The sequence below is a fragment of the Solibacillus palustris genome, from assembly GCF_022549215.1.
Lineage (GTDB): Bacteria > Bacillota > Bacilli > Bacillales_A > Planococcaceae > Solibacillus > Solibacillus daqui.
The window spans coordinates 1359448-1384601 of sequence record NZ_JAKZFC010000001.1 but is presented as its reverse complement, the minus strand read 5'-3'; the positions used below and the strand labels follow the sequence as shown (position 1 = coordinate 1384601).

Annotated in this window: 25 protein-coding genes; 8 read left to right on the top strand and 17 right to left on the bottom strand. The window is 35.9% G+C overall.

What is annotated here, in order from left to right; genetic code table 11:
- The 4 genes from LZ480_RS06640 to LZ480_RS06625 form a co-directional block, all read right to left on the bottom strand.
- A complete protein-coding gene (locus LZ480_RS06640; protein WP_241368592.1) occupies window positions 1–537 on the bottom strand; it encodes a DUF2812 domain-containing protein in 537 nt (178 codons plus the stop codon).
- Window positions 537–848 (bottom strand): PadR family transcriptional regulator, encoded by a 312-nt coding sequence (locus LZ480_RS06635; protein ID WP_408641590.1) that lies wholly within the window; start codon window positions 846–848, stop codon window positions 537–539. The genes LZ480_RS06640 and LZ480_RS06635 overlap by 1 nt, the downstream gene beginning before the upstream one ends.
- A gap of 410 nt (window positions 849–1258) precedes the next feature.
- A complete protein-coding gene (locus LZ480_RS06630; RefSeq protein ID WP_241368591.1) occupies window positions 1259–1567 on the bottom strand; it encodes a hypothetical protein in 309 nt (102 codons plus the stop codon).
- A gap of 304 nt (window positions 1568–1871) precedes the next feature.
- The gene (locus LZ480_RS06625; RefSeq protein ID WP_241368590.1) at window positions 1872–2270 is read right to left on the bottom strand and encodes an ABC transporter permease; all 399 of its coding nucleotides are present in this window, start codon (window positions 2268–2270) and stop codon (window positions 1872–1874) included.
- A gap of 280 nt (window positions 2271–2550) precedes the next feature.
- On the opposite strand from LZ480_RS06625, the gene LZ480_RS06620 reads away from it, so the two are divergent.
- Window positions 2551–2724: a hypothetical protein gene (locus LZ480_RS06620; RefSeq protein ID WP_241368589.1), complete on the top strand. Its 174-nt coding sequence runs from the start codon at window positions 2551–2553 to the stop codon at window positions 2722–2724.
- Between the two features lie 333 nt (window positions 2725–3057).
- On the opposite strand, the gene LZ480_RS20035 is transcribed toward LZ480_RS06620, so the two are convergent.
- The 3 genes from LZ480_RS20035 to LZ480_RS06610 all read right to left on the bottom strand — a co-directional run bounded on the left by LZ480_RS20035 (window position 3058) and on the right by LZ480_RS06610 (window position 5415).
- Window positions 3058–3771 carry a DUF2268 domain-containing putative Zn-dependent protease gene (locus LZ480_RS20035; RefSeq protein WP_408641597.1) on the bottom strand — a complete coding sequence of 238 codons (714 nt, stop codon included), beginning with the start codon at window positions 3769–3771 and terminating at the stop codon, window positions 3058–3060.
- Between the two features lie 370 nt (window positions 3772–4141).
- On the bottom strand, window positions 4142–4855 hold the full coding sequence (locus LZ480_RS06615; protein WP_241368588.1) for a DUF5694 domain-containing protein: 714 nt from the start codon (window positions 4853–4855) through the stop codon (window positions 4142–4144).
- A 98-nt stretch (window positions 4856–4953) separates the two neighbouring features.
- Entirely contained in the window at window positions 4954–5415 is a 462-nt protein-coding gene (locus LZ480_RS06610) for an NUDIX domain-containing protein (protein ID WP_241368587.1), read from the bottom strand.
- 473 nt (window positions 5416–5888) lie between these two features.
- Between LZ480_RS06610 and LZ480_RS06605 the strand changes: the two genes are divergently transcribed.
- Window positions 5889–6338, top strand: coding sequence for a DUF2975 domain-containing protein (locus LZ480_RS06605; protein WP_241368586.1), 450 nt, complete (start codon window positions 5889–5891; stop codon window positions 6336–6338).
- Window positions 6339–6389: 51 nt separating this feature from the next.
- On the opposite strand, the gene LZ480_RS06600 is transcribed toward LZ480_RS06605, so the two are convergent.
- The 7 genes from LZ480_RS06600 to LZ480_RS06570 form a co-directional block, all read right to left on the bottom strand.
- A complete protein-coding gene (locus LZ480_RS06600; RefSeq protein WP_241368585.1) occupies window positions 6390–8195 on the bottom strand; it encodes an ABC transporter ATP-binding protein in 1806 nt (601 codons plus the stop codon).
- Window positions 8185–9936, bottom strand: a complete 1752-nt coding sequence (locus tag LZ480_RS06595; RefSeq protein WP_241368584.1) for an ABC transporter ATP-binding protein — start codon at window positions 9934–9936, stop codon at window positions 8185–8187. The genes LZ480_RS06600 and LZ480_RS06595 overlap by 11 nt, the downstream gene beginning before the upstream one ends.
- Before the next feature lie 296 nt (window positions 9937–10232).
- On the bottom strand, window positions 10233–10589 hold the full coding sequence (locus tag LZ480_RS06590) for a hypothetical protein (RefSeq protein ID WP_241368583.1): 357 nt from the start codon (window positions 10587–10589) through the stop codon (window positions 10233–10235).
- A gap of 19 nt (window positions 10590–10608) precedes the next feature.
- Window positions 10609–11061 carry a hypothetical protein gene (locus LZ480_RS06585; protein WP_241368582.1) on the bottom strand — a complete coding sequence of 151 codons (453 nt, stop codon included), beginning with the start codon at window positions 11059–11061 and terminating at the stop codon, window positions 10609–10611.
- Window positions 11062–11339: 278 nt separating this feature from the next.
- The gene (locus tag LZ480_RS06580) at window positions 11340–13220 is read right to left on the bottom strand and encodes an N-acetylmuramoyl-L-alanine amidase (RefSeq protein ID WP_241368581.1); all 1881 of its coding nucleotides are present in this window, start codon (window positions 13218–13220) and stop codon (window positions 11340–11342) included.
- A 291-nt stretch (window positions 13221–13511) separates the two neighbouring features.
- Window positions 13512–14417: a stalk domain-containing protein gene (locus LZ480_RS06575; protein ID WP_241368580.1), complete on the bottom strand. Its 906-nt coding sequence runs from the start codon at window positions 14415–14417 to the stop codon at window positions 13512–13514.
- Window positions 14418–14682: 265 nt separating this feature from the next.
- Window positions 14683–15216, bottom strand: coding sequence for an N-acetylmuramoyl-L-alanine amidase (locus tag LZ480_RS06570; protein WP_241368579.1), 534 nt, complete (start codon window positions 15214–15216; stop codon window positions 14683–14685).
- 118 nt (window positions 15217–15334) lie between these two features.
- Here LZ480_RS06570 and LZ480_RS06565 point away from each other — a divergent pair, with 118 nt between their 5' ends.
- From LZ480_RS06565 to LZ480_RS06545, 5 genes are all read left to right on the top strand, one after another.
- The gene (locus LZ480_RS06565) at window positions 15335–16273 is read left to right on the top strand and encodes an EamA family transporter (RefSeq protein WP_241368578.1); all 939 of its coding nucleotides are present in this window, start codon (window positions 15335–15337) and stop codon (window positions 16271–16273) included.
- Between the two features lie 388 nt (window positions 16274–16661).
- Entirely contained in the window at window positions 16662–18563 is a 1902-nt protein-coding gene (locus tag LZ480_RS06560; protein ID WP_241368577.1) for a copper amine oxidase N-terminal domain-containing protein, read from the top strand.
- A gap of 680 nt (window positions 18564–19243) precedes the next feature.
- Complete coding sequence (locus LZ480_RS06555) at window positions 19244–19666, top strand: phage holin family protein (protein WP_241368576.1); 423 nt, start codon at window positions 19244–19246, stop codon at window positions 19664–19666.
- Entirely contained in the window at window positions 19663–19947 is a 285-nt protein-coding gene (locus tag LZ480_RS06550) for a hypothetical protein (protein WP_241368575.1), read from the top strand. Before LZ480_RS06555 ends, LZ480_RS06550 begins: the two co-directional genes overlap by 4 nt.
- Window positions 19948–20264: 317 nt before the next feature.
- Window positions 20265–21704 carry a tetratricopeptide repeat-containing diguanylate cyclase gene (locus LZ480_RS06545; protein ID WP_241368574.1) on the top strand — a complete coding sequence of 480 codons (1440 nt, stop codon included), beginning with the start codon at window positions 20265–20267 and terminating at the stop codon, window positions 21702–21704.
- Window positions 21705–22034: 330 nt separating this feature from the next.
- Here LZ480_RS06545 and LZ480_RS06540 read toward each other — a convergent pair whose 3' ends face one another.
- The 3 genes from LZ480_RS06540 to LZ480_RS06530 form a co-directional block, all read right to left on the bottom strand.
- Window positions 22035–22952 (bottom strand): alpha/beta fold hydrolase, encoded by a 918-nt coding sequence (locus LZ480_RS06540; RefSeq protein ID WP_241368573.1) that lies wholly within the window; start codon window positions 22950–22952, stop codon window positions 22035–22037.
- Window positions 22953–23068: 116 nt separating this feature from the next.
- Window positions 23069–23563 carry an NUDIX domain-containing protein gene (locus LZ480_RS06535; protein WP_241368572.1) on the bottom strand — a complete coding sequence of 165 codons (495 nt, stop codon included), beginning with the start codon at window positions 23561–23563 and terminating at the stop codon, window positions 23069–23071.
- 307 nt (window positions 23564–23870) lie between these two features.
- Window positions 23871–24398 (bottom strand): GNAT family N-acetyltransferase, encoded by a 528-nt coding sequence (locus LZ480_RS06530; RefSeq protein ID WP_241368571.1) that lies wholly within the window; start codon window positions 24396–24398, stop codon window positions 23871–23873.
- 178 nt (window positions 24399–24576) lie between these two features.
- Between LZ480_RS06530 and LZ480_RS06525 the strand changes: the two genes are divergently transcribed.
- Window positions 24577–25125 (top strand): hypothetical protein, encoded by a 549-nt coding sequence (locus LZ480_RS06525; protein WP_241368570.1) that lies wholly within the window; start codon window positions 24577–24579, stop codon window positions 25123–25125.
- Window positions 25126–25154: the final 29 nt, after the last annotated feature.

The window sequence follows — 25154 nt, the reverse complement described above, 5'->3', positions numbered from 1 at the left end:
CTACAGTTCGAATAACTCGATTTCTTTTTTTAAATTACGTCTACGGAAAAACGTTTTCAGCGTTGGGTAAAGTATTACTACAGAAACCCCAGTGCTCAATCCTGCTAAAAAGCTATTGGCATCCGCGCTAGCATCTGCGTAAGAAATGGCACCATTCATTAGTGCTGCTGCAATATTAAGCCCAAAAATCATCGCATAAATGGCATAGATACGATTTGTATAAGCAAGCTTCGACGCAGCATCACTATACAGCTCAAACGCTCCCTTGCTTTGATGCTGACGAAAATACGCCCATGAAAATCGTTTTTGCACAACTTCAATGCCCGTACTTTCTATAAATGCTAAATAGTTCTTCGTTTCTTGACCAAAGCCTAAATTTTCAAGCATTTCCGTACGGTATACATATTCGCCTGGCTCCCCTTTTTCAAAAGTGTAAAACGGGAAGCGAAACTTTTGGAAATGCAAGCCCTGACTTGCCATGTCATTGAGCCATTGTTCTTCCTTGACATCATCTAAAATTAGTTTAAATACTCGCATCACTTATTCCCCTTCGCCTCGATTAACTTTTGCCCATTGTCGTAAAGCTCTTTTAAACGTGCGACTTCCATTTCGACAACTTCTTTGCCAAGCGGAGTGATGACATACTCCTTTTTACGTTCTTCCCCCGCTAAAGTTTCAATATATTTCTTATCTTGTAAATTTTTTAAAGCTCCGTAAGTTGTGCCTGCCCCTAATTTCACACGCCCAGCACTCCATTCTTCCACAATTTGCATAATGCCGTAACCATGCCGTGGTTCATAAAGTGCCAATAAAATATAGTAAATCCCTTCTGTTAAAGGCTGCTGCAACAGACTCCCTCCTTTATATATCGTTCAATGATATATCGGGTGATGATATAGTTATTGTATCGACTGTCGATATAGATGTCAATAATTTTTCTGAATAGTTTAAATTAATGTTAAAATTTTTATTAATGGGTGGCGCCAGAAAAATGTGAAATTACAAAGCTAAGATTATGCACGATTTTATACAGAAATTACACTGTCTAGGCAATCCCCAAAACACGCTCAATCCATTGCCAACACTGAACTTTAGTAAAATTGTATAAAACAACGCTTAAACAATGTATCAATTAAAAAGGCAGAAACGTTGATTTAACAATGTTTCTGCCTTTTTCTTGTATTACCAAACTTTGATTTGGGAACGTTCTTTCAACTACATATGTATATTTATTCTTCATATTTTTTCAAAGAATAAGCTACTCACCTGTGTGTGAATCGATAAGCTTTCTTGTCTTTAAATCGTAAATTTTATAATCCATTGTCCACATACGGTCTTTGGTCACCGTAACCTCACAGTAATAAGGAATTGATTTGCCATAAGCATCGAGTTCAGGAATCTCATTGAAACTAAATTGTTCGTCTGTTTGAAGCATATTGAAAATCGAATTAGAAGAACGACCAGATGAAGATATTTCTATCGTGCATTTACCATTAACAACATCAAAGTCTTTCGTTATTACATATTTTAAACTTGGAACAGTCATCCATAAAATTAGGAGTCCCATTAGAAAACCGCTCAGCATTTTAATCGTCGACCAAAACTTAATTTCTCTCTTTCTATACATACGAATAAAAAAAATCGCACTGCCTATAACAAATAGCACACCTAAACTAAATAAAAAATAATAAATAAAAACAATAATCCCCTCCCTACAATAAGTCATTACTATATTTACATTAATTCAATTATAAAAGTTTCAAAAGTCATCCTTATAGCATTCCCAAAGCGATGTTTGGGAACAATTTTTGAAATGTTTGTTACACTAAGCATCTGTTAGTTGAAAAATGACTTTTATTCATCGATAATTACTATTTTTTTGTCTTAAATTTAGAAGAGACATGAAACATTAATAATATTATAAATGCGATTATACAAGGATAGCCAATTAGCACAAATGGATTCATATGTTCAACTAAACTAAACTCTCCCCATTCAAGCCATACACTCCATCCCATTCCTAAAGCACTAAATATCAAGGAGAGTATAAATACCAATGATAGTCGTTCTTTAAATAACCCTACAAATATATTCGCAACTACAAAATAAATCAAAAGTGCAATTAATAAGAAGTACCATTTGAAGCCTTGTAACCCAGGGATTACAAAAGTAAATGTGATACCAGTAAAAAATACAATTGCAATAATACTATAAATCAAAAAGAATAATGGTTTCTTTTGTACCTGTTCATAAAAGTTTTCACCTAACATTATTTTAAGCCTCCTTTGACTTGTTAGTTAAAGTATAAAGTTGTAAATTCGCATTTTTCTGACGGATTCTAGATGTTTTTGCACCAGAACCGTTTATTTAATGGCGATGAATTATTTTAATGCGACGCTAGTGATGTAGTTTGTAAATATTATGACTCTTTGTAATAAGTAGCGGTATAAAATTATATTTCGCTGAACAATTGAATCATTTTACTGAAGAATGAGAATGATAAAACGGTTTTAAAAGTTAATACACCGATGTATCGAAAGGAAGATTGAAATGGAAAAAGAGAGGATTATTGAAAAATTAAGCGACATTAGATTAGAACTTATGCAAATAGAAAATGAACTATTTGAAATTTATGGCGTCGAACCAGAAAGTCCAGGAGCGATTTTATCCGATGTTTCTCACAAAGTAGCAAATCTAACCGAATATATAAAAACCAATTATTGAAGGCATTTAACTTAACCATTAAAAACGAATAAATTTACAGTATGCAACGTAAATTTATTCGTTTTTCTATAGATCATAAATACACAAATTAATGTTGTTGCCATTCTAATCACAAGCTGTATAAGCAATAAATTGGCCATCTTTTTACCACTGCAGAATAGAAAAATACGTACCTTTTGTAAGTTGCGTTTCTTTATTTCCCTCTTTCATCCAAAGGAGATGATCCCTTATAAAGGCAGCTTTATGTGGAACTACAGCAGCACTTACTGAAAGCCCTTTGATTTGGGAATGTTATTAGGTTTATTTATGTATACGTTTTATATCACATAGTGTTTAATAGCCATTTATTGTGAACTGATATACATTAAAGACAAACCATAAAAAGAGAAGAGAATTTGCTACTAAGTACAGTATGATTACAGGTTTATTAACGTGCCTTTTTTTCAAATAGTTAAAAATAAAATAAAGAAAAAGAACTTGTAACATGAACATTGGAATACTAAATATAAGGAAACTCGTAACTTCCTCTTTATCCGTCAACATATACCCATTAAGCTCGTTAAGTCTTTCTAGCTTAACAAAAAAATCAGAAATTATTAAAGAAACACATACAAAACAGAAATTTATTATTAAAAATAAAAAACCTATTATTTTAGGGAATTTATTCAAAGTACTTCCCCCCTCTAACGTAAAACTTTCTTTCCACCAACGTTTATCTTCAAAAAGTTGCAAGCTGAAATATTCGGCTGTGCCCTCCATTTTGTACCATTCTTTTAGTGGGAAATGTTCGATTGTTAACTTATACATTGGATTATTAGGTGCCGAGTGATGTAGCTCATGTGCTAGTAAATAGTGTAGAAAGGGTATGTCTGGATTAGCAGGTATAGCAATCCAAATACTTTGACTACAATTCGTAAATCCATTCGTCCAAATTGATTGTTCTATATTTGAAAACCAAGGAAAAGGAAGTGCAGGCACAAGTGTAATTTGTAAATTACTATCTAGTTCAATGTGCTGTTTTACAGTTTGTACGGTTTCATTAACAATCTGTTTAATGAATTCCTCATCCCAACTGTGAGCAAGTATTTCCTCTTCAGGCTAGTCTAAGAATTTAAAGAGTTGAAAACGCGATGCAATATCACTCCATTGTTTCATCCTACTATTCGGAGTAATGGTTGTTTGTATTATACCATTTAAATATTTTTCAGTATTATACTTATTATTGAGTAACAATTGAGGAGTTAATTATACGATTTTCATTTAAGTTGCTTCTTCTTTTCTTAGGCTTCATACCTTCCTATAATGCCTTCATTTCCCTTTTATTATTATATTAATTATATAAAAATCTTCTCAAATCGTGGTTTGGAAACTTTGCCATTTACTATCTAATAATTTTATACTTATTCGAAAGTTTGTATTATTTTACCCAATCGCCGTAATGAAACACTTTAATTGATGGATCATCCTCTAGCTGTTGTTTTATTAAATAATTATGACCAGCACCGTATAAAATAACAGCACGTTTCGTTTCAGGCTTAAGTAATTTTTTTATATTTTGAACGATTCGTAAGTTACGATAATACCAATATTTCGATACCCATTCAAATGCAATTTCATCGTCTAGCTGCATTAAATCTAAGTAGACTTTATGATCGTTTATTATGTATTCGTGTGAATTAATGTATTTGTACAGTTTGATGATGTCACCTTGCTGAATAATAGAAGACACCTTTTTAATCATGATTGGTATACGCCCCATTATTTCTTGGTACTCTTCTTTCGACTTTCCTTCTGCAACAAGCCCTATGTCTTTCAATTCCTCTGGGTCTTCGTTCCAATCAACAGCGTAAATTGCCTTATGTCCAATTTTCTTTGCTAATCGGAAACCAATTTGATAGATTTCATTTTCTTTAATACGTTCATTTACATTGTTTGAACGATAAATGGTATTTAAATGTTTCTGTGACCCAAACGGATACTCTACAAAAACTTGGTCGGCTTGAAATTTTGCAATATCATTTGTCAATTGTTCGAAATGGATATCACTATATTTGTCAGTTTCATTTTTCGACAAAGTGTTCATGTCAGGAGTATAGCCTAAGTGAATTGTTCCAACTAATAAAATTTCCATATAAAAGCTCCCCTTGTTTTTCTTATTTATTTCATTAAAGTATCTGTTAGTTTTAGTGTATCTAGATAACATCCATTTTTTCATTAAACAAAAGAAATTTATTTTCTTAATAGATTTGTTTTACCATTTCTCATATCTTCAAAAATTGGTCTTTGAACAATACTTATTTGCTCGATATCAATTTGTCCCTCTTCGAAAAATTCTAAAGTTAGTGATTCATTGTTTTTATCTTGATAACCCAATGTTTTACCATCATTTAACAGCATTCCTTGTTCATCGATTTTTACTTCAAATAAAAACATTACGAAAACTACTTCGTTGCCATCTGGATATTTGTACATCATTCTTTTCCCCGTATAAACAGAAAGAAAATCATATTCTTTAATACTTATTCCTGTCTCTTCTCTTACCTCACGTATCATCGTTTCTTCAATTGACTCTCCTGGTTCCATTGCTCCACCAGGTAAACCCCAATCTCCATAATCCGACCTCTTCTGTAATAAAATTCTCCCTTTACTATCTTTTATTAACGCGCCGCCAGTGACTATAATTTTTCTCATACGTACCCCCCTTAATTATACATTTTCTAGAAATTATACCATTTCATTGTTTTTATTTTCACTAAATATGCATTTTCATGAATCACTGTACTGATTGAAAAAAGGGATTTAAGGGAATTCACTAATAAATTTTGATAATCGCACATACCCATCCAGAATTCGCACGTAAATCCGAAATATCGCACATATCCATCCTCAATTCGCACGTAAATCCGAAATATCGCACACATCCATCCACAATTCGCACGTAAAACCTAAATATCGCACACATCCATCCACAATTCGCACGTAAAACCTAAATATCGCACATATCCATCCTCAATTCGCACGTAAATCTTAAATATCGCACATATAAACTAACCCAGCACTAGAGCCCCCGCAAAACTTCACTTAAAAGTCTACACACAACTAAATCAAGGAACATTCCAAATTTTCTGTCGTTATATTAATTACCATAAACAAGGAGGAACCCTATGCAAAAAATCAACGCCACTTTTTTAAGCTTGGTTATTGGCTCTTTAGGCTGTATTGTCTTATTTTTATGTATTAAGGTTTTGCCAGTAGTTGCACGTGAAACTGTTACCGATAACCCTGAAGTTGCCTACTTGCACTACCCGATATTACTTGGTATGTACGCGACAGCCGTGCCCTTTTTCTATGCGCTTGTTGAAACGGTACTCATGATTCGCGCGATTGAGCGAAAATCCATTTTTTCAAGTAGGATTCTTCAAGGGTTGAACCACATTAAATATTGCGCATTTGTCATTATTGCATTATATATTTGTGGATTTTTTGTGCTGGATTATGCCAATGCCTTACCGCCAATTGTTGCCGTAATGGGCGTGATCATAATCATTGTAACAACACTTGTTGCAACAGGTGCAGCGTTTATAAAGCAGCAGCTAAGGATTGCAGCTCCATAACAGCAAAAAACCCACAAAGTAAGCTTTACACTTACTCTGTGGGCCATTTCATTATGACGCACTTTCAAATTGACTGTTATATAGGTCCGCATAAAATCCACCGCGCGCAAGCAGTTCTTCATGGTTTCCTGTTTCTAAAATCGAGCCATCCTTCATGACAATAATGACATCCGCATTGCGAATCGTTGATAGACGGTGCGCAATAACAAACGACGTTTTACCAACCGACAGCTGATCCATCGCCGCTTGAATTTGTACCTCGGTACGTGTATCCACCGAGCTTGTCGCCTCATCTAAAATTAAAAGCGGCGCATTTTCAATCATCGCACGGGCAATCGTTAATAGCTGCTTTTGCCCAATTGATAGACTGACCTTATCATTTAACATCGTGTTGTAGCCATCTGGTAATGCCGAAATCGTTTGATGCATGCCTACTGCTTTTGCTGCCGCAATTACTTGCTCTTCGGACACATTTTGCGTGGAGTAAACAATATTATCACGAATTGAGCCTTCAAAAAGCCATGTGTCCTGCAACACCATGCAAAACTGCTCATGTACTTGCTCACGAGTTAAGTCTTTAATCGAAATGCCATCGATTTTAATATCACCCGAATTCATTTCATAAAAGCGCATCAGTAAATTAACAATCGTCGTTTTACCAGCACCTGTTGGCCCAACAATTGCCACCTTTTGCCCCGCTTGAACATCCAGTGTGAAATCGTTAATAACTTGCTGATTTTCCGTATAGCCGAATGACACATGCTCAAATGAAACCGCACCCTTTATCTCACCTAGCACGATTTGCTTCGCATCTTCACGCTCAAGCTCTGGTTCTTCTAAAAACGCGAATACACGCTCTGCCGCTGCCGCTGTTGATTGCAAATTCGTTGCAGCCTGAGCAATTTGGGCTAACGGCTGGGTGAATAAGCGAATATAGACCATAAATGCCACGATTACCCCAATCGTAATGACATCATTTATAACAAGTAGCGCACCGACAATACAAACTGCCACATAGCCAAAGTTGCCGATAAATTGCATCAGTGGCATCATCACGCCCGACATAAACTGTGCACGCCACGCATTATCATAAAGCTTGTCATTTGTTGAGTGGAACGTTGAAATCGCCTCGGCTTCTCCGTTATATACTTTAACAATTTGATGCCCAGTATACATTTCCTCAATATGACCATTAATTTCCGCTAGCTGTGCCTGCTGGTTATCAAAGTACTTTTGTGATTTCGCCATAATAACCGACATTAAGCCAAAGCCAAGTAGCGTTGAAAGTATGGCCGTAATCGCCATGATCCAGTTCGTGTAAAACATCATAATAAGCACACCAATAAATGTTGCCCCAGCTGACACGAGCTGCCCTAAGCTGTTATTTAACGTTTGCCCAATCGTATCAACATCGTTTGTGATACGGCTTAGTGTATTACCAACTGTTGTTTTATCAAAATAATTAAGTGGCAGACGATTAATTTTCGTCGACAAATCGCCGCGCATTTTTTTCGTAATTCGCTGCGTAATCGTTGCCATCGTAAAGCCCTGTATATAACTAAAAATAAAGCTTAAGCCGTATAGCACTGCTAAAATATAACCGATTTTTTGAATGAAATCTAAATCCATTGACCCCATTAAGCCTTGCTGGATTTCGTCTGTCATATCACTTAGTAAATCAGGGCTATACACGGTAAACGCTGTACTAATAAACGCCAATACAAGCGAAAAAATTATAAACGGCATATACGATTTACAGTAGCGAATAAGCTTTTTAATCGTTGCTTTAAAATGATTCGGCTTTTCGCCCTTCATACCCGGAGCACCAGGATGACCACCGCCATGTTTATTTGCCATCGCCTAACTCCTCCTTCGAAAGCTGTGAATACGCAATTTCCTTATAGGTTTCGCAAGTTTTCATTAGCTCATCATGCGTCCCCTTACCAACAATGCGACCATGCTCAAGTACAATGATTTGATTTGCTTCTTTAATCGTCCCGATACGCTGCGCTACGATAAACGTAATGGCGTCCTTTGTTTCAGTTTTCAATGCCTGTCGCAATGAGCGGTCGGTTTTATAATCGAGCGCCGAGAAGGAATCGTCAAATAAATAAATGTCAGGCTGATGATAAATCGCACGGGCAATCGATAAACGCTGCTTTTGTCCACCAGATACATTTTTTCCACCTTGTGAAATCGTTGCCTCATAAGACCCATCTAACTTTTCAACAAAATCCTGACCTTGTGCAATCGCCACTGCTTCCTTCACACGCTCTAGCTTTGTCGCCTCAGCACCATACGATACATTTGACGCTACTGAGCCACTAAATAACACAGCTGATTGTGACACATAGCCGATTTTTTTGTGTAATGCTTCTTGCTTATAGTCCTTCACGTTAATCCCATCAACGAAAACTTCTCCAGAAGACACATCATACAGGCGCGTAATTAAATTTAAAATCGTTGTTTTACCGCTTCCTGTCGCTCCAATAAAGGCTACCGTTTCACCTTTTTTTGCACTAAAACTAACATCCTCAACAATCGCTTCCTCAGCGCCAGGATATTTAAAGCTTACATCGCGAAACTCGACTGTCCCTGCGCCATTACCTGCTGCGACGCTACCATCTTGAATGGTAATTTTCGTGTTTAATACTTCTAGAATACGCTTTGCTGATACTACTGCACGTGGCATCATAATGAAAATCATACTAACCATCATAAATGCCATCACGACCTGCATTGCATATGACATAAAGACAACCATATCCGAAAACAATGGCAATTTCTCAGCAGCATTAGCCTCCTGAATAAGAAACGCACCAATCCAGTAAATCGATAAGCTAAGCCCTGACATAATAAGCCCCATAGTCGGGAAAATGAGTGCCATTAAACGCATTGCATATAAATTCGTATCCATCAATTCTTTGTTAGCTCCGTCAAACTTCTCTAGCTGGTAACTCTCTGCATTATACGCACGCACAACGCGAATTCCTGTTAAGTTTTCACGTGTCACGCGATTTAAATTATCAGTCAATGTTTGAATAATACGGAACTTCGGAATCGCAAATATTACTACTATCGAAATAAGTAAAATCAAAACTAATACGGCTACACCCGTTGCAGCCGTCCATTCTAAATTCTTATTTGCAATTTTTGTAATCGCCCAAATCGCTAAAATTGGTGCTTTAATAAGGACCTGTAACCCCATTGCTACAAGCATTTGCACTTGTGTAATATCATTCGTAGAGCGTGTAATTAAGCTCGACGTAGAAAAATGATTCATCTCCGCCATTGAAAAGGATAGCGTTTTTTCAAACACTTGACCTCTCAGTCTCCGTGCTAAGCCAGCAGCAACTTGCGCGGCGAAATAACCAACAATAACCGCAGCAATCATACTACCGATCGCACACAGCACCATATAACTACCCGGTGCAATCAAATCATTTACACTTGTGCCGTCCGTTTGAATAAGCATCGTAATTTCTGCCATGTAATCTGGCAGCCTTAAGTCCAGCCACACCTGCACAACGATGAACACAATACTAATTGCTATAAGTATCCATTCTTTTCTCTGTAAATATGAAAAAATTTTTAACATTCCTATACCCTTCTCTCCAATCCAAAATACTTCTCTGCTTTACAATTTTTGCTTAATGTTAATACAGAAATTAACCATGCGTCTATTGCCATTTTGGATAATCGCCAATGGTTTCATTTACTTGAAACGTATCCTCAATTATACGTTTCATTTCCAAACACAACAAGTAATTCCTCCCCATTAAATTACCATAGATTAATCAAGCGTCTTCCCCGCAAGCACAAGCTGCTTTACCCGCTCAAGCTCTTTGTCCGATACATGTCGATACGATGCCAATTTATTGATCATCGCTGTTTCTAAACGCACCAAATCCCATTTTCATAAAACGTGTATGTAATGGCAAAGCCCGATTCAGCCATTGAAAAACGAACCTTTAGTGCCTCATCATCACGTGATAATTCCTCAAATATTGGTCCCACTTTCACCTTCACATCCATGAGAAGCGCATCCATTTCTTTTATTTCCTGCAAATCTGTTGTCATATAAGAATTCATCTCCGGATACTCGGTAATCGACATGCGGGTCATATCGTGCATTTCTAGTAGGGTTCCATCCTTTAAATCACGCTTTAGTGGAAAAGGTACAATTTGCTTATAAATCAGCACACTTGCTAGTAGAACTGCCAGTGCTATGAATATCTTTTTATCTGTCATAATATTCTCCCTTGTTATGCTAATCAAATGATTTGCCAGTCAGCAGTTCCTCTATGATCGCATTCAACTCGGCTGCATCTGTTTTGTAATACTGATAGGTACTTACCGAAATGGCATCTTCCACACGTGTAATATAGCCATTGTCATAGAAATAATATTGGATGGAAGATTGTGAACCGTCCTCTTGAAACCGTATTTTGATATAGTTTTCACTTGTTTGTAGACGCTCCGTTTTCTGTAAATCAGGCTTATTTAATATCCGATATGCCTCCTGTACCTCGCTTTTGTCGAACGTTAAATAAGTAGCTTGCTCTGGATACTTTGTAATGGACAACTTGTTTAAAGTATCACTCTTTATAAGTTCCATCTCATACACGTTCTCTACAAATTGCTTTGTCTCATAATAATCAAACGCATAATATATCCCAATGCTAATAACAAACACCAACAATACCTGAAAAATTCTATACATAATATCACCCCATTAGTATTACTACGTGTAGTAAACGGGAATGTTTCATTATTATTCCAATTTTTGGTTCATTGGCTAGCTACCATAAGTTGGGGATGATATCATTTTTCATAACAATGAGGAATCTTAATCGGATTGAAAAGGTGCTTTTTGGTAATTCGCACGCATCAACACATTATGCGATCGCTCATACAAGGGCAATTGAGAAAATCCACCTCACGCGCAATTTCCAGAAGGAAAAAACAAGCACCTGCAATTCAATGCAAGTGCTTGCTCTATTAGTTTCCGTAGTAGTCGACAATCCCTTTGTATATAGATTGCGCAAAAATTTCTACGTATTTATCATTAATTAGTTTTTCGCGGTCACTCGGGTTTGTAATGAAGCCAAGCTCAACTAATACAGAAGGAATCATCATATTGCGAATTACGTAAAATGGTCCTTCCTTCACGCCGCGGTTATTCATGTTCGCATTTGTTACGATTTCGTTGTTAATATAAGTCGCTAGTTTTTTATCTTCTTCATACTGATCGCCAGTTGAAACATTATAGTATGTCTCTGTACCGTTAGCACTAGAAGCTGTCGCTGAATTCACGTGAACACTTACATATATTTCACCGTAATTCTTCTTTGTAAATGCTACTCGCTCCTCCAAAGTTGGATACGTATCTCCTGTGCGTGTCATATACACTTTAGCGCCCGCCTTTTCAAGCTTTTGCTTTACAAGTGTTCCAACCTTTAACACGATTGCTTTTTCAGTACTGCCTTCTTTCACTGCGCCTGGGTCCTTACCACCGTGGCCAGGGTCAAGAATAATAATGCGTCCCTTCACCGAGCTACCTGACGTGTTCATGAGCTTAATATACGATTTATGTACATAGCCTGTTACACCATCAGCCGTTACTTTTGCCCAGTAACCTGAAATCGAATGAACTGAAATAACTTTTCCTTTTGCTAAAGTTTTTAACGATGCCGAACTAGAAGAAGCAGATTGACGCATATTTAAACCGCCGATTGTTACTTTCCCCATTGTATTCACCGTCACTTCTCCATTACCTGGATCTGGATCTGGGTCTGGCGTTTCCGTTTCGACATCTGTTGTACTTGATTTCACAATATAGCCTGGCATGCCATTTACCATTGTTAGGTAATAGCCATTCACTTCTTTATATACTGACAGGCTTGTCCCTTGTGCAATTTGTGTAATAACTTTCGATGAAGATGATGGTGTGTAATATAAATTCATATTCTCGTTCGTTGTGACTTTTTTAATTGCCGAACCAATCGAACTACCATCATGCGCTAAAAACTTCGCATATGACTTACTAATATAAGCGTATTGCCCTTTATACGAAACTTTTAACCAGTTTCCTTCTACTGCGTATACAGATAATTTACCACCTGTATTAACCGTTCCAATCACTGTCGCGTTTGTATTTGGTGCAGTTCGAACATTTAATGCGTCTGTTGTAACCGATATTAAACCGATTACTTGTGTTGTATCAACCTTTTCTGGAATTGACGGTAAAGGTAATCGGAACTTGTCACTCTTTGCACGAGAGATAAACGAAGCAAATTGTGCACGCGTTACCGGGCTTTTCGGTAAATACTTACCTCCACCACTACCATTTGATATCCCATTATAATAGATAGCCTTTATGTATGAAGCATATGTATTTGAAGAACTTACATCTGTAAACACCATTGTATCGTCTTTATAATCATTTGCATTTAATTTAAAAGCCTTTGTTAAAACATAACTCATTTCATCACGAGTAAGTGGATCATTTGGATAAAACTTGCTTGATGTTGTCGAAAATAATCCTAATTCCTTGGCACGCTCTACATAACCAGACATTTGTGTGCCTACTTTGACATCTGTGTAAGAAGATTTACTTACTGTTAGTGGCCCATAACCCGCTGCAATTACTGCCATTTTTGCTGCATGCCCACGAGTTACACTTTCATTTGGCTTGAATAATGTTTTACCATTTTCTTGGTAGCCATTAATTACTCCGAGGTCAATTAAATACTGAATTTCGTCATAAGCAGGATTGGTTGTCGCAACATCTTCAAACACGATATTAGCAGATGCTGGATTGACAGCTAGTACACATGTGAGGATAACTGCAACAACCAATGTAATCAATTTTTGATTCATTTGTTTTCTAGTTCCTTTCTATAGCTGTTCGACTATTATTGTATAATAAACAAACATGTAATTTAAATAGGTATAACGGGTATAAACATCAAAAATTTGTTACATATACATTACAAAACGATTACATTAGACGGAAATTGCCTTTTAAAATCATTTTCTTGGAAAAATAATTTATTTATGCAAAAAGGCTTATCCAGAAATCACTTTCAGGATAAGCCCTTTGCACCAAAAATGGGGGCCAGCAAAATACTGGTCTCGAATGCTGTGTCACTCCATGTGACGTTTTTGTAATTATTTTAAAAGCTCTAATACAAAATCATATTCTACGTATGTTTTACCTTCCTCTAATAACGTTGGTGCTACTTTAAATTGACCTAATGCTTTGTTGTAGCCATACGTTTTTTCGTCGCGAGTAATTGTATAAGTTAATGCATCTTTAGAAATGATTGCACCCTTTTTCGTGGCATCTACTTTATAGCCTAAGCCTTCTGCGACTTTACGAAGAGGTACCATTTTTTGACCCTCTAGTAATCTAAAGTCACCGCCGATAATTTCTTCAATTTTTGATTCATCATCTGGCGTTTCTTCTGGAACAGTGTTATCTAATTTTGGGAATACCACGATTTTTTCTGGTGAAGTTTGTGGTGGTAAGCTTCTCGTTGTTGGCCCATAAAATACAATAGCACTGTTATCTTTTAAATCTTCAGCCGCAACTGTTTTGCCTTTTGCGTCCACAATTACTGAATCTTCATTTAAGTTTAACTGTAATTGGCCATCAGCGCTTAAATGGTTTTCATCGAACTGATCCACTTTTACAAAGCCGGGCTTTTCAGTTTCTACAATTACAACTGATGGTGTGTAGCGTGGTGGATAAATTAAAATCATTGGCTGATTTCCATAAACGTACATTGAAATCGTATTACCAACTTCTAGTTTTACTTCTTTCCCCGTATTATCGTAGACAAGTGTGTTAGCGTCTACATAAAAGTGGAAAATATTTTCACCGTCTTCTACAAAGAATAATTTGCCATCGTTAAAGTCTTCAACCGATGTTACCTTCCCTTTTTGCTGAACAAAAATTGGAGCTTTCTCTACTTCTTCTACGCTATCTGTCGTAGTTGGTTCTTCTGCATTGGCTGCAACAGCGCCTAATAATAATGCAGAAAGTGCTAATGGTGCAATTCTTTTCAATGTCATAAATTTCATTCCTTTCCATGTTTACATTTCATTAGTTGCACTAAATAAAAAAAGGTTACAACTTTTTTATAATTTTTTTCATTGTCATTATTTTTAATACAGTTCGTTCTGCTATACTACGGGGAACAATTTTCCCGGTAGAAGCTTTGCTCTGTAGCGTAAGGCGCTAGCCGCCAGCTACACTCGCCTTCCCTTCATTCCAATCAAATTGCATACCTATCAAATTGTTATCCCCGCAATTTGGTGACGAACCTTCAAAACATTGCTAATTAATAGAACAATAGCTTTCCAACAGCTTAAAAATCGCTTCTATAATTTGTGGTTTATTTTTCTGATAGCAATGTACATCCGTTTTCGAATTCACGAAGCAAATTTCAATGATAATGGCTGGTTTCATCGTTTTGTTTAACCATGCCAAATTGGTTCGATACTTTGCTCCTCTGTCCTTGAATTCGCCTGCCTTGGCAATGACCGCACTCATATTAGCTGCAAATTCTTTCAATTTTGGATTGACATATAATACTTCAGTACCAATGCCTGCTTCCCTTATATCGCTAATCGCATTAAAATGAATACTCACATCTAGCACACGTTTGGTTTTGTTATGCGCTGCGATCAAATAGCGTAAGTTTTGTGCCTGATTTTTAGAATAACGGTCGATGATGAACTGTGGTGTAATAGTACTTGCCTGAAAATGCATTTGTAAGGCTGTTACCACCTCGACAACTTCACTTCCTTCATCTATTAAGTCACTTGCTCCCGTAGCCCTCCCAAAATGCCCTGCGCTTATTGTTAACATAAACTTCCCTCCCATACTGTTTAATTATTAAATATCAAGTCAGCATGAAAAAAGGGACGTGGCTTTTCATATTAAGATTCGCTACAATGAAAATACTATATAAAAATTGAGGGATATTATGAAAAACAAACGAATGATAGGCTTTATGCTCGTTGTCTCTGGCTGTTTCTTTTGGGGAATTGGCGGAACTGTCGCGCAGCAGCTTTTCACTCAAGGAATTGAAGTAAGTTGGCTCGTATCAACACGATTACTTATTGCAGGTACTTTACTATTGTTAACGCAAGCCATTTTTAAAGATCGTGGGCAAATTTTCGAAATTTGGCGTGAAAAATACAGTGCAACGCGGCTTATTATTTTTGGGCTCGTTGGAATGCTAGCAGTACAGTATACATATATGGCGGCAATCAAGGAAGGCAATGCAGCGGTCGCTACATTATTGCAATACTTAGCTCCGGTGATGATTATTGTCTGGGTTGCATTGCGCGGCCAAGCAAAATTTACGAAAAAGGATGCTGTTACCATTTCACTCGCACTTGGTGGAAGCTTCTTACTATTAACAAACGGCTCGATTTCGGCACTTGCGGTTCCACTTCCTGCCATTGTTTGGGGATTGCTTTCGGGGGTTTCGCTCGCGTTTTATACGCTGTACGCCATTCCGTTATTAAGACGATTTGATTCATTAGTTGTTGTTGGTTGGGCCATGGTGCTAGCTGGTATTGCACTTAGCTTTGTTAAGGCACCATGGGAAGTCGATGTTTCTAGTTGGACAGCATCGACAATCCTTTATTTAATAATCGTCATTATTTTCGGAACAATGCTATCTTTTTGGTTTTATATTGAAAGCTTACAAACTTTATCGGTAAAGGAAACGAGCTTACTCGGGAATATCGAGCCGCTGACTGCCGTACTTGCTACCGTGTTATGGTTGAAAGAACCATTCGGATCATTTCAATGGCTAGGCACTTCATTCATTTTGGTGATGATGATTTATATCGCGTTAAAGGCTGAAAAAAATACCGAACCAAAACCAAACGAGCTTTCTGAAAGTGTGAGTTAGTAGCTTTTCAATTTTGACTATCCTAAAAAAATCATACTTTACAATTCAAAAAACATGATTTCGCTAGTAAAATTGCGAATTCATGTTTTTTAATTTCTCTTCTAATCTAAAGCTTTTCTCACCTTAAGCATTTCTACAACAACAAATAACCGACATCAAATTTTTATCACAAAACAACGGGAAGCATTCACTAGAATTTATGGTAGATAGTAGCATATTCCTCAATAATCATAAAAGATTTACCCATAGAACAGCCTGACTTATATGCTATAATTAATAAGATTTTTTGATTCGATACAATCGTTTCAAACATTTACCGCAAGTATCTATACAACATTAGCTTTCGGTAATTCAACTATTTACTAATGGAGGAACGATTAATTTTATTATGTTTAAAAAATATTGGATTATTATGATGATCATGACGATTGCCCTTTTATCCGTAAATCAAAGTGCAGCGTTCGCGAACCAATCCGTGGGCAATGGTTTGACGATTGAAAAAAACGTGACTGTGCTCATAAACGGAAAGAAAGTAACATTTAAAGACCCCGTATTAAATAAAAATGGCCATCTATTTTTACCAATGCGAAATTTATACGAAATTATTGGTGCGAAGGTGCAATGGAATCAACAAACAAAAACCGCAAGTGCTGTACGCAATGATAATCAGGTAGCTGTCACACTCAATTCAAAGACAGCAATCGTCAACGGCAAAAAGGTTACGGTAAATGTTCCACCATTTCTTTATAAAGATAAAACATATGTACCTATCCGATTCTTAAGTGAAAATTTAGGCGGCAGCGTCCAATGGAATCAGCAAACACGTACAGTTAGCATATCTTTAAATGATGGACAAACAAAACCACCCACTGCGGATGAGCCTTATTATTTACACATCAATAACAAACGAATTGTGATGAATCATCCTATAATTACAAAGCAAGGGAGAACGTATATCCCTGCAAAGTACTTATATGAAAACCTTGAAAGTGCTACAGGCAAATGGCTTTCTAGCGACCAATTTGAATTGCAACTTTTCGGTTTAATTTTTGTTTTCACAAATGGCAGTAATGTCATAAAAATCAACGACGAAATGATCGTAACCGCAGAACAGCCGTTTATCCAATCAGAAAATATGTATGTCCCGGTCAAATTCATTGTCAATACAGTCGATGAAGGAGGCAACTTACGTTATTTAAGCGAACAAAGAGAGATGTATATTTACTTATATCAAACGATGTTTACAAGTAAGTTTTTAGAAAAATCATTTGGTACGACGCCTGTACCACAAAGCATTCCTTTTGCGACATTAGCAGGCACGCGTTCGTTGTTAGTAAGTGACAATCCTGAAACATTAACAACAAGTGATATCCCACATTCAACAGCAACACTCGCTGCGCAAAATGTGGTTACAAAAAATGCGCTAAATGAGCACCGAATATTTAGCTGGCACTACAACACACTCGGTAAAGACATAATGCTAGGCATTACACTAGAAAATAATTCTACATCGACAACATTACATGTAACCAATTCAAAAGGTGTGTATAGAAAAAGTAGTCACAGCTGGATTAACTATGATATCGGCTTACCAATCGCCGATCAAGTAATGAACAATAATTTACAGCCAGCTGAATCAGAAGGCATTACGATTGCTCCTGGTGAAACGAAAATTATCCAATCCTATGAATTACTGAATTCGTATATTATCGGGTTCTTGCACGACTTCGATATTCAGTCAATAGGCGAAGGTGAAAGCAACTATACAATCCGAACGGTTGTTGCAAAAAATCATGAAGACCTAGCGACGATTCACTCGGACCCTGTTTCAATAAATGCATCTGCAGCCCATCCACGCGGTGTTTGGCCAAGCTCATCCATTATTGGGGAATTTCCAACGTATCAAATCGATAGCAAAGAAGTCGGCTATAGTATTTCTAACGGCAAAACAGACCATTTGTTAACTCAAGAAAACTCACTTGCACAAGTGAATGGAAGTGTCGGCAATTCAGGGCATTTCGGTATAAATTATATTGTCAAAATACCTGTAGCCAACCCTACAGGCCAAGCAAAAAATGTAAAAATCAAGCTCTCTGGCCGAGGCGGTTTGTACAGTGGCGCGATTAAATTTAATGGACAAGTTCATTTAATCCCTACCTTAAAACCTGGCAAAGAATACATTGAGCTACCAAGCTACACAGTAAATGGAGCAAACGAAGTCATTACATTAGAATTAATGCACTCAGGCGGTAGTAATTTACCATTAGCGATTTATATTGAGACAGAGTGAAACTTTCCTTGTAAAATTTTTGAGGAATAAGAAATGGGAATTATCGTAAAGCTTTGAGGCAAAAGAGACACCCGATTTAGTAACTATTTCAAGGACAAACTAATAAAGAGATTAAACAGCCCGCATGACGAATTAATTTCATCATACGGGCTTTCTTGTAGTCGGAAAAAGCTCTTTCAAAATTAAGTGAGTGAAATAAAGCAGGATTACAACAGATTTTTTCATTCTTTACCGTGCATTTTGGGGATCACCCATTAAACTGTAATTCCTCGCACATCTGGATTCTGAGAATAACCAAACTAGTTGTTAAATTATAAAAAGGAAATAGAGTTTAAAGTGGTAAAGAAAAAGTGAGTAACTGAGGTAGCAAATACAAACCACTAGATGATTTTTTAAATCTATGTAATCGGCATATTGGGATGGCTCTCAACTTTATTTTTTATTTATAAAAGGAAGGAAATCCCTTCCTTTTGTCGAAGTTAAAACGTTAAAGTAGGCGTTATGGCGGAGTCCCGTAAAATTCAGTTTAAAAGGACTAATGAACTAAAAATCGAGCAAAACTAGGTTATATATCAAAAATATGAAATTCTTAAATCGAATTATTGTAATTATGAAAAATTTTATGCCTTCTACAAATCTCTGTGGAGGGCTTTTATTATAAAAGAAAGGATGGTTTAGGATTGGAAGCAAACACATTGTGGACGTCGGCTATTGATGAAATTACTGGGTGGGTTGCATATTTAATTGGTAATGTAGATGAATTGGTAACGGCGCTCTGTATTTTGATGGCAATCGATTTTACATTAGGCATCATGGTAGCTTGGTTAATTAAAGAAGTAGTTTCACGTAAAGCTTTTAAGGGGCTTTTGAAAAAGTTAGCAATGATATTAATGGTCGTAGCAGCAGTGCAATTAGACAATGCTACTAATAGTGGTGATTTCATGCGGAATGCTATGATTTTATTTCTAATCGGTATGGAAGGGATTAGTATGATAGAAAACCTCGGGCATTTAGGAATTAAAGTTCCTCGTTTTTTGCAAAATGCATTTACACAATTACAGAATGGCGAAGAAGATAAATCAAAAGATGGTGAAAATAAATGATTGCTAGTGAAGTCGAAATGCACCCTGGTCATTGGAAAAATAAAGGTAGTGATGGTTGCTACAGCTTAACGGAAGGTACCGAAGCTCGGAAAGTCGCAAAACGTGTTTATGAAATATTAAGGTCATGGAAAGTCCTGACAGCATACTTTGAAGAAAACACCTCCTTGAATCGTAAGCTCAAAATATTAAATATCGCACCTTTTCGGTATGTACGACGAATGGCCAGCTATCTGAAATTATTTTCAGATAGTTGGCTATTTTGCACACCAATATCAATTTGATTGCCTTTAATAACTGATCCAGTAAAAGGGATTAATTTAATTCCCCTAACCCCCGTGATATGACACAACTCTTGAAAAAACAATTGCATATTAAAGAGAATAATCCACGTTGATACAAATATATATAGAGCTAACAAGCTAGCAGTTATTTTACTTTGAGTATTATCCTTTACACCAAAACACATACCCCCTTTTGGTTATACAACTATACCGTTATTTTCCTTTTATTTTCATAAAAATATGAAATTTATTATAAAAATGATATAATATATTTTATTATTGTTCATTTTACTTTTAATTAAAGGAGTTAGGCAGGAATGCTTATACAACAGCAGAAAAAGTTAGAATTCAATAAATTTGAGTCATTAGAAGAAAAATTTGAATATGCAAAAAGCATGCACCTAGTCGCAAAATTTGAAGAAGGATTAAGCTATTTTCGAATCTTAAAAACAGAGTACGAAGCCATAAAACGGTATGATCGTGTCATTGATTGCTTAGGCTGGATTTGCCAAAACCTTGCGAACTTAGGCCGTGTTGAAGAATTATACAACTATTTACCTGAATATAAATCAATCTGCAAAGAGCATGGAACTGAGCTCAATCAGTTAAAACTCAGTACCTACTTAGCGTTCATCAGTACTTCAATTGGTGACGAAAAATCAGCCATCGAGTATTATCAAGAAGCCATTGCAATCGCCAAAAAATTAAATGACACCAAACGTTACGTAATTAGTTTAATCAATTTACAAGGCGTCTATCTGTTAATTAAAGATTTTGAGCAAGCAAATGCCATTGCACTTGAAGTCAAAAAACAATTTGTACATGAGCCTAGCATAAAAACGACCATGTCCGAAGCTGCCTACTACTTAAATTTGATGACCATCCAATTAGAATGGCAGCAATTACAAACAATTGAGCCATTATTCCATGCATTCGAAGCCATTGCAAATATCGAGAAGTATAATCGCGAACAGATGTACTATCAATGTGTGAAAGGTCGCTATTACATTCAATTACAGCGTTATTCTGATGCCATCACTGAATTAGAAAATGCCTATGCGTTTATTGTTCAAACGAAAGAAGAGCCCTTTCTAACCATTATTCTTGAAAATTTAGTACAAGCTCACGAAATTAGCGGAAATTATCAAGAAGCACTGTATTATGCAAAAAAGTTTAACGAAAAATTGTTAGATCAACATAAGAAACACGTGACGAATGAGACAATTAAAGTCATCAAGGAAATCGATTTAGATAATATGAAGCAACTTGTTTATATTGATGGGCTCACTTCGATTCCTAATCGCAGATATTTAGAAAAATTCGGCGCAAAGTTAATCGATGAGGCAGCACATAATGTCCATTGTGCCATCATCGATATCGACCATTTTAAAAAGATAAATGACCGCTTTGGCCATATCGTTGGTGACTTAGCTATTCAACAGCTCGCACAGATCATTCAAGGTGTATTGCCAGAAAACTTTTTATTCGCACGCTATGCCGGTGATGAATTCGTCTTTCTCGCAAAGCAGCTTGGAAAAGATGCTGAAACAATACTTCAACAGCTTTTCGCAAGTATCACCGATTTTGAATTCCAAACAGACGACATTTATGTAAAGTTAACAATTAGTATGGGCGTTGCATCGCTTGCTGATTGTGAAGTAAAAGAGTTAAAAACATTACTAGACCTTGCCGATCAAGCTTTGTACCAATCTAAAAACACAGGAAGAAATTTGATTAGCTTTTATGTAAATGCTTAAAATAATTCGTAATGTGCGTTTCGTTGTTTTTAACGAATACGCACTTTTTTTATATCGCAGGATACGAGATTACGTACGGACGTTTTAATTTTCTATACACTGATTTATGTGGGCTTATTACAAAACATTTGTGGTGCCCTCGCTTGAATTACCTGTTGAAAAAGAATGGATTCAGAAAGCAGAAAATTCAATTAATTCCCGGGAAATAAATATTTTAATGTCTGGTGTGGTTTTTTTTGTCAACGATATTGAAGTTTTATCTATTTATCGCTATACATTTTAATATAAGGATTGATTATTCCGAAATACGAATCTTTAATTAAAGATCATTTAGTTGAATAGGGAATTATTCTTTACCATCCAAGTTATTGATTCAATAATAATATCTGGTCTATCAATATGTATTGAATGGCTTGCCTCATGTGCTAATACCCATTTACTATTTTGAGTAAGATTAAGTTGCTCCATAATTAGTTCTAGCCACTTTTCTTCAAATAACCTTAACTCCGACTCTGGTAACCCATCCTTAGTCCCCAACCTAATGCTATGTTCTTTATCTCGACCAATTACAATTAAAGGGATATTAGGGAATGCACCCAAGTTCTTTATAGTATCTGCGTCCTTCTTCCAATTGCTAATTTCAGAATGCATTGCTTTGTATAACGAAGGATTAATCTGGAAATTCAATAATCTTTGTTGAATATCAAAAGGAAGTTGTTTTTGTTTTTTTGTAAGAGTAGGATTAATTATTTCTCTTAATTCTTCCTGATTCATAACAGAATAATAACCACATTTCCCAATCCAAATATCATCGGTTGAACCTTCATTCAGCACTGGTATATCCAACTCGTCTAAAACCTTTAGATCAACAGAAGTTGAATCTACTAATACTAATCCTGCAACTTTTTTAGGATGCTCTTTCACAAAATGTTGGGCACATAACCCACCATATGAATGACCAACTAATATTACGGGTTCACGTATTCTAAGTAAAAGTAACATCTCAATTATTTCGTTTACGACTGCCTGTGTATTCCGGACTTCATTTCGAATTTCACTCTCTCCAAGTCCAGGTCTATGAAACATTATTACACGGTTAGATTTACTTAATGACGCTCTCACATCGTACCACTCATCAAATGAACAACCCATCCCTGTAAGAAAAAGTATTGGTGTACCATTATTTCCTTTTTGAAAAATCTCAATTTTATTATGATTAATTGTTAAGAATTCAATGATTTTTCTCACCCCTTGCTTATTTTTACTATTGTTGGACTTATTCTCTTAAATCAAACCTTGTTATAATCCTACTATTTTTTGAATTCAAAAAGATATTTCATCATAACTTTTCAAATGGTGTACTTTTATTTCATATCTAAAGCTAAAGCATCATCTAAAATTAACTTTGCAAGTTCATGGTCATTAATTATAAAAGGTACTTCAGATGGCTGAACCCATATACGAGAAGTTGATTCGTGTTCACGGAGGAAAGGCAAACATTCATTTACGTCCATTCTATAAAAGACTTGATAACCTATTAAAGGATATTTTCCTTGTGGATCAAAAAATGGATTATCCTGATGACTTACTTCAATCAAACCTATGTATTTAATTGCTCCTTTCACATATCCTTCTTCATAAGTTTCTCGGATAATAGCTTCTTCTTCTTTTTCTCCCGCTTCCAAATGACCACCTGGGTAATTAAAACCTCTGTTTTTAATATGAGCTAATAAGATATTCCCATCTTTTATACAAATTGCATGTACACTTGTTACTTTTAAAGACTGATTTATTTTCATTCCCGGAATCCAAGTAAGTTTTACTTTATTTCCGCCCCAGTCAACAAAAATAGTCTTCATATAAATATCCCCTTTTTTTGAACTACATGACTACCGAAATTTTATATAAGATGTTGTTTCGCTAATTCTTCCTATATTTACTTTCAACACACGCTCAAAAAATACCTGTCTATGCAACTAACCTGCTCAGTTAATTTAAGTACATTTCTTCGCCATCTTTATCGTGATATTAACATTGATATCCAATAAAAAAATTATCTCACCTCTAAAAATCTATAGAGATGAGATAATTCTAATTAGACTCTATTATAATATCGCAACTTTTTTTCAAAACCACAAAATCACTGCAAATGTTTCTCTAAATCTTTTAACGCTTCACCTTAGAAAACATGTTCACATCATGCGCTTGTTCATTTTGATACATATAGTTTCGTAAAACCCCTTCTTTTTCAAAGCCATTTTTCAATAGCAATTGATTGGATGCTGTATTTTCTGGATAAACTACTGCCCCAATCCTTGTGAACCCTAGTTCATTAAAGCCGTATTCTGTCACTATATTTAAAGCTTCTGAAGTATAGCCTGCCCGCCAAAAATCCGGGTGCAGCTCATAGCCAATTTCCGCACGTTTATGTATCTTTGACCATAAGTTAAAGCCAATTGTCCCAATTAATCCCAGTTCATCTTTTCGCTCAATCGCCCAACGGATTGCTCGTTGTTGACTAAAATTCGTTGCAAATGCTTGGATTAACGATTCGGCATCAGCTAATTGCGTCATGGTATCCATTCCATAGTGTTTTGTTACAAGGTCGTTTGAAAAATAGGAATAAATATTTTGCGCGTCTTGCGGAACTACCTCTCTTAAAATTAAACGTTCAGTTTCTAATATTGGAAACATGTCATCCCTCCGTAACAGTGTCTTCTTTTTCGTACTCCATGTATTATTCGATTTACGACAAATCATTTCCTTTAATTTGAAATACTATTTCAAATTAATGAACATTCAATAAGGGCGATTTGTAACTTTGCAATTATTCACACGTCTAATTTGTTAAATATTTCTTTTAGGAGGCGCCATGAGATTATTATTACTCATCGTAATAAGTACCCTGTCTCTACACATATTTTTTCCGAATCAAACGAAGGCATTAAGTTGTGCAGAGCTAAAAGAACCTATTATTGACAATTATGATATGGCTGTAGTAGGAACCGTTTTAAATGTAAAAAATGATATTGTACAAAAAGGATTTACGTGGACAAAAGAGACAAAGAAGTATGTTTTGCTACAAGTAGAAAAGAGCTGGAAAAGCGAAGTAGCCTCTCAAATCATTTTTGAAGCGGATTTTACATGGGGTTACAACTTTGAAAAGAACAAAAAATACTACGTTTATTTGCACGAAAATAATGAAAACTATTACAACAGCCCCTGTAGCCCAGTAATGGCCGTTAATTCAAGCGACGATTACCCAAATATTACTGAAAAACCGTTTACACCGAATGAAGAGGTCAATTTAAGCTCTAAAATGTGGTTTAAGTATGATAAAGATTTAGATCTTGTGTTCTTACTCTTCGGTATAGCTGCTTTGTGTTTCTTCGTTTGGAAAAGACGTGCAAATAAAAAGTAATGTTATATTTTGGCTTTAGATGGGCTAAT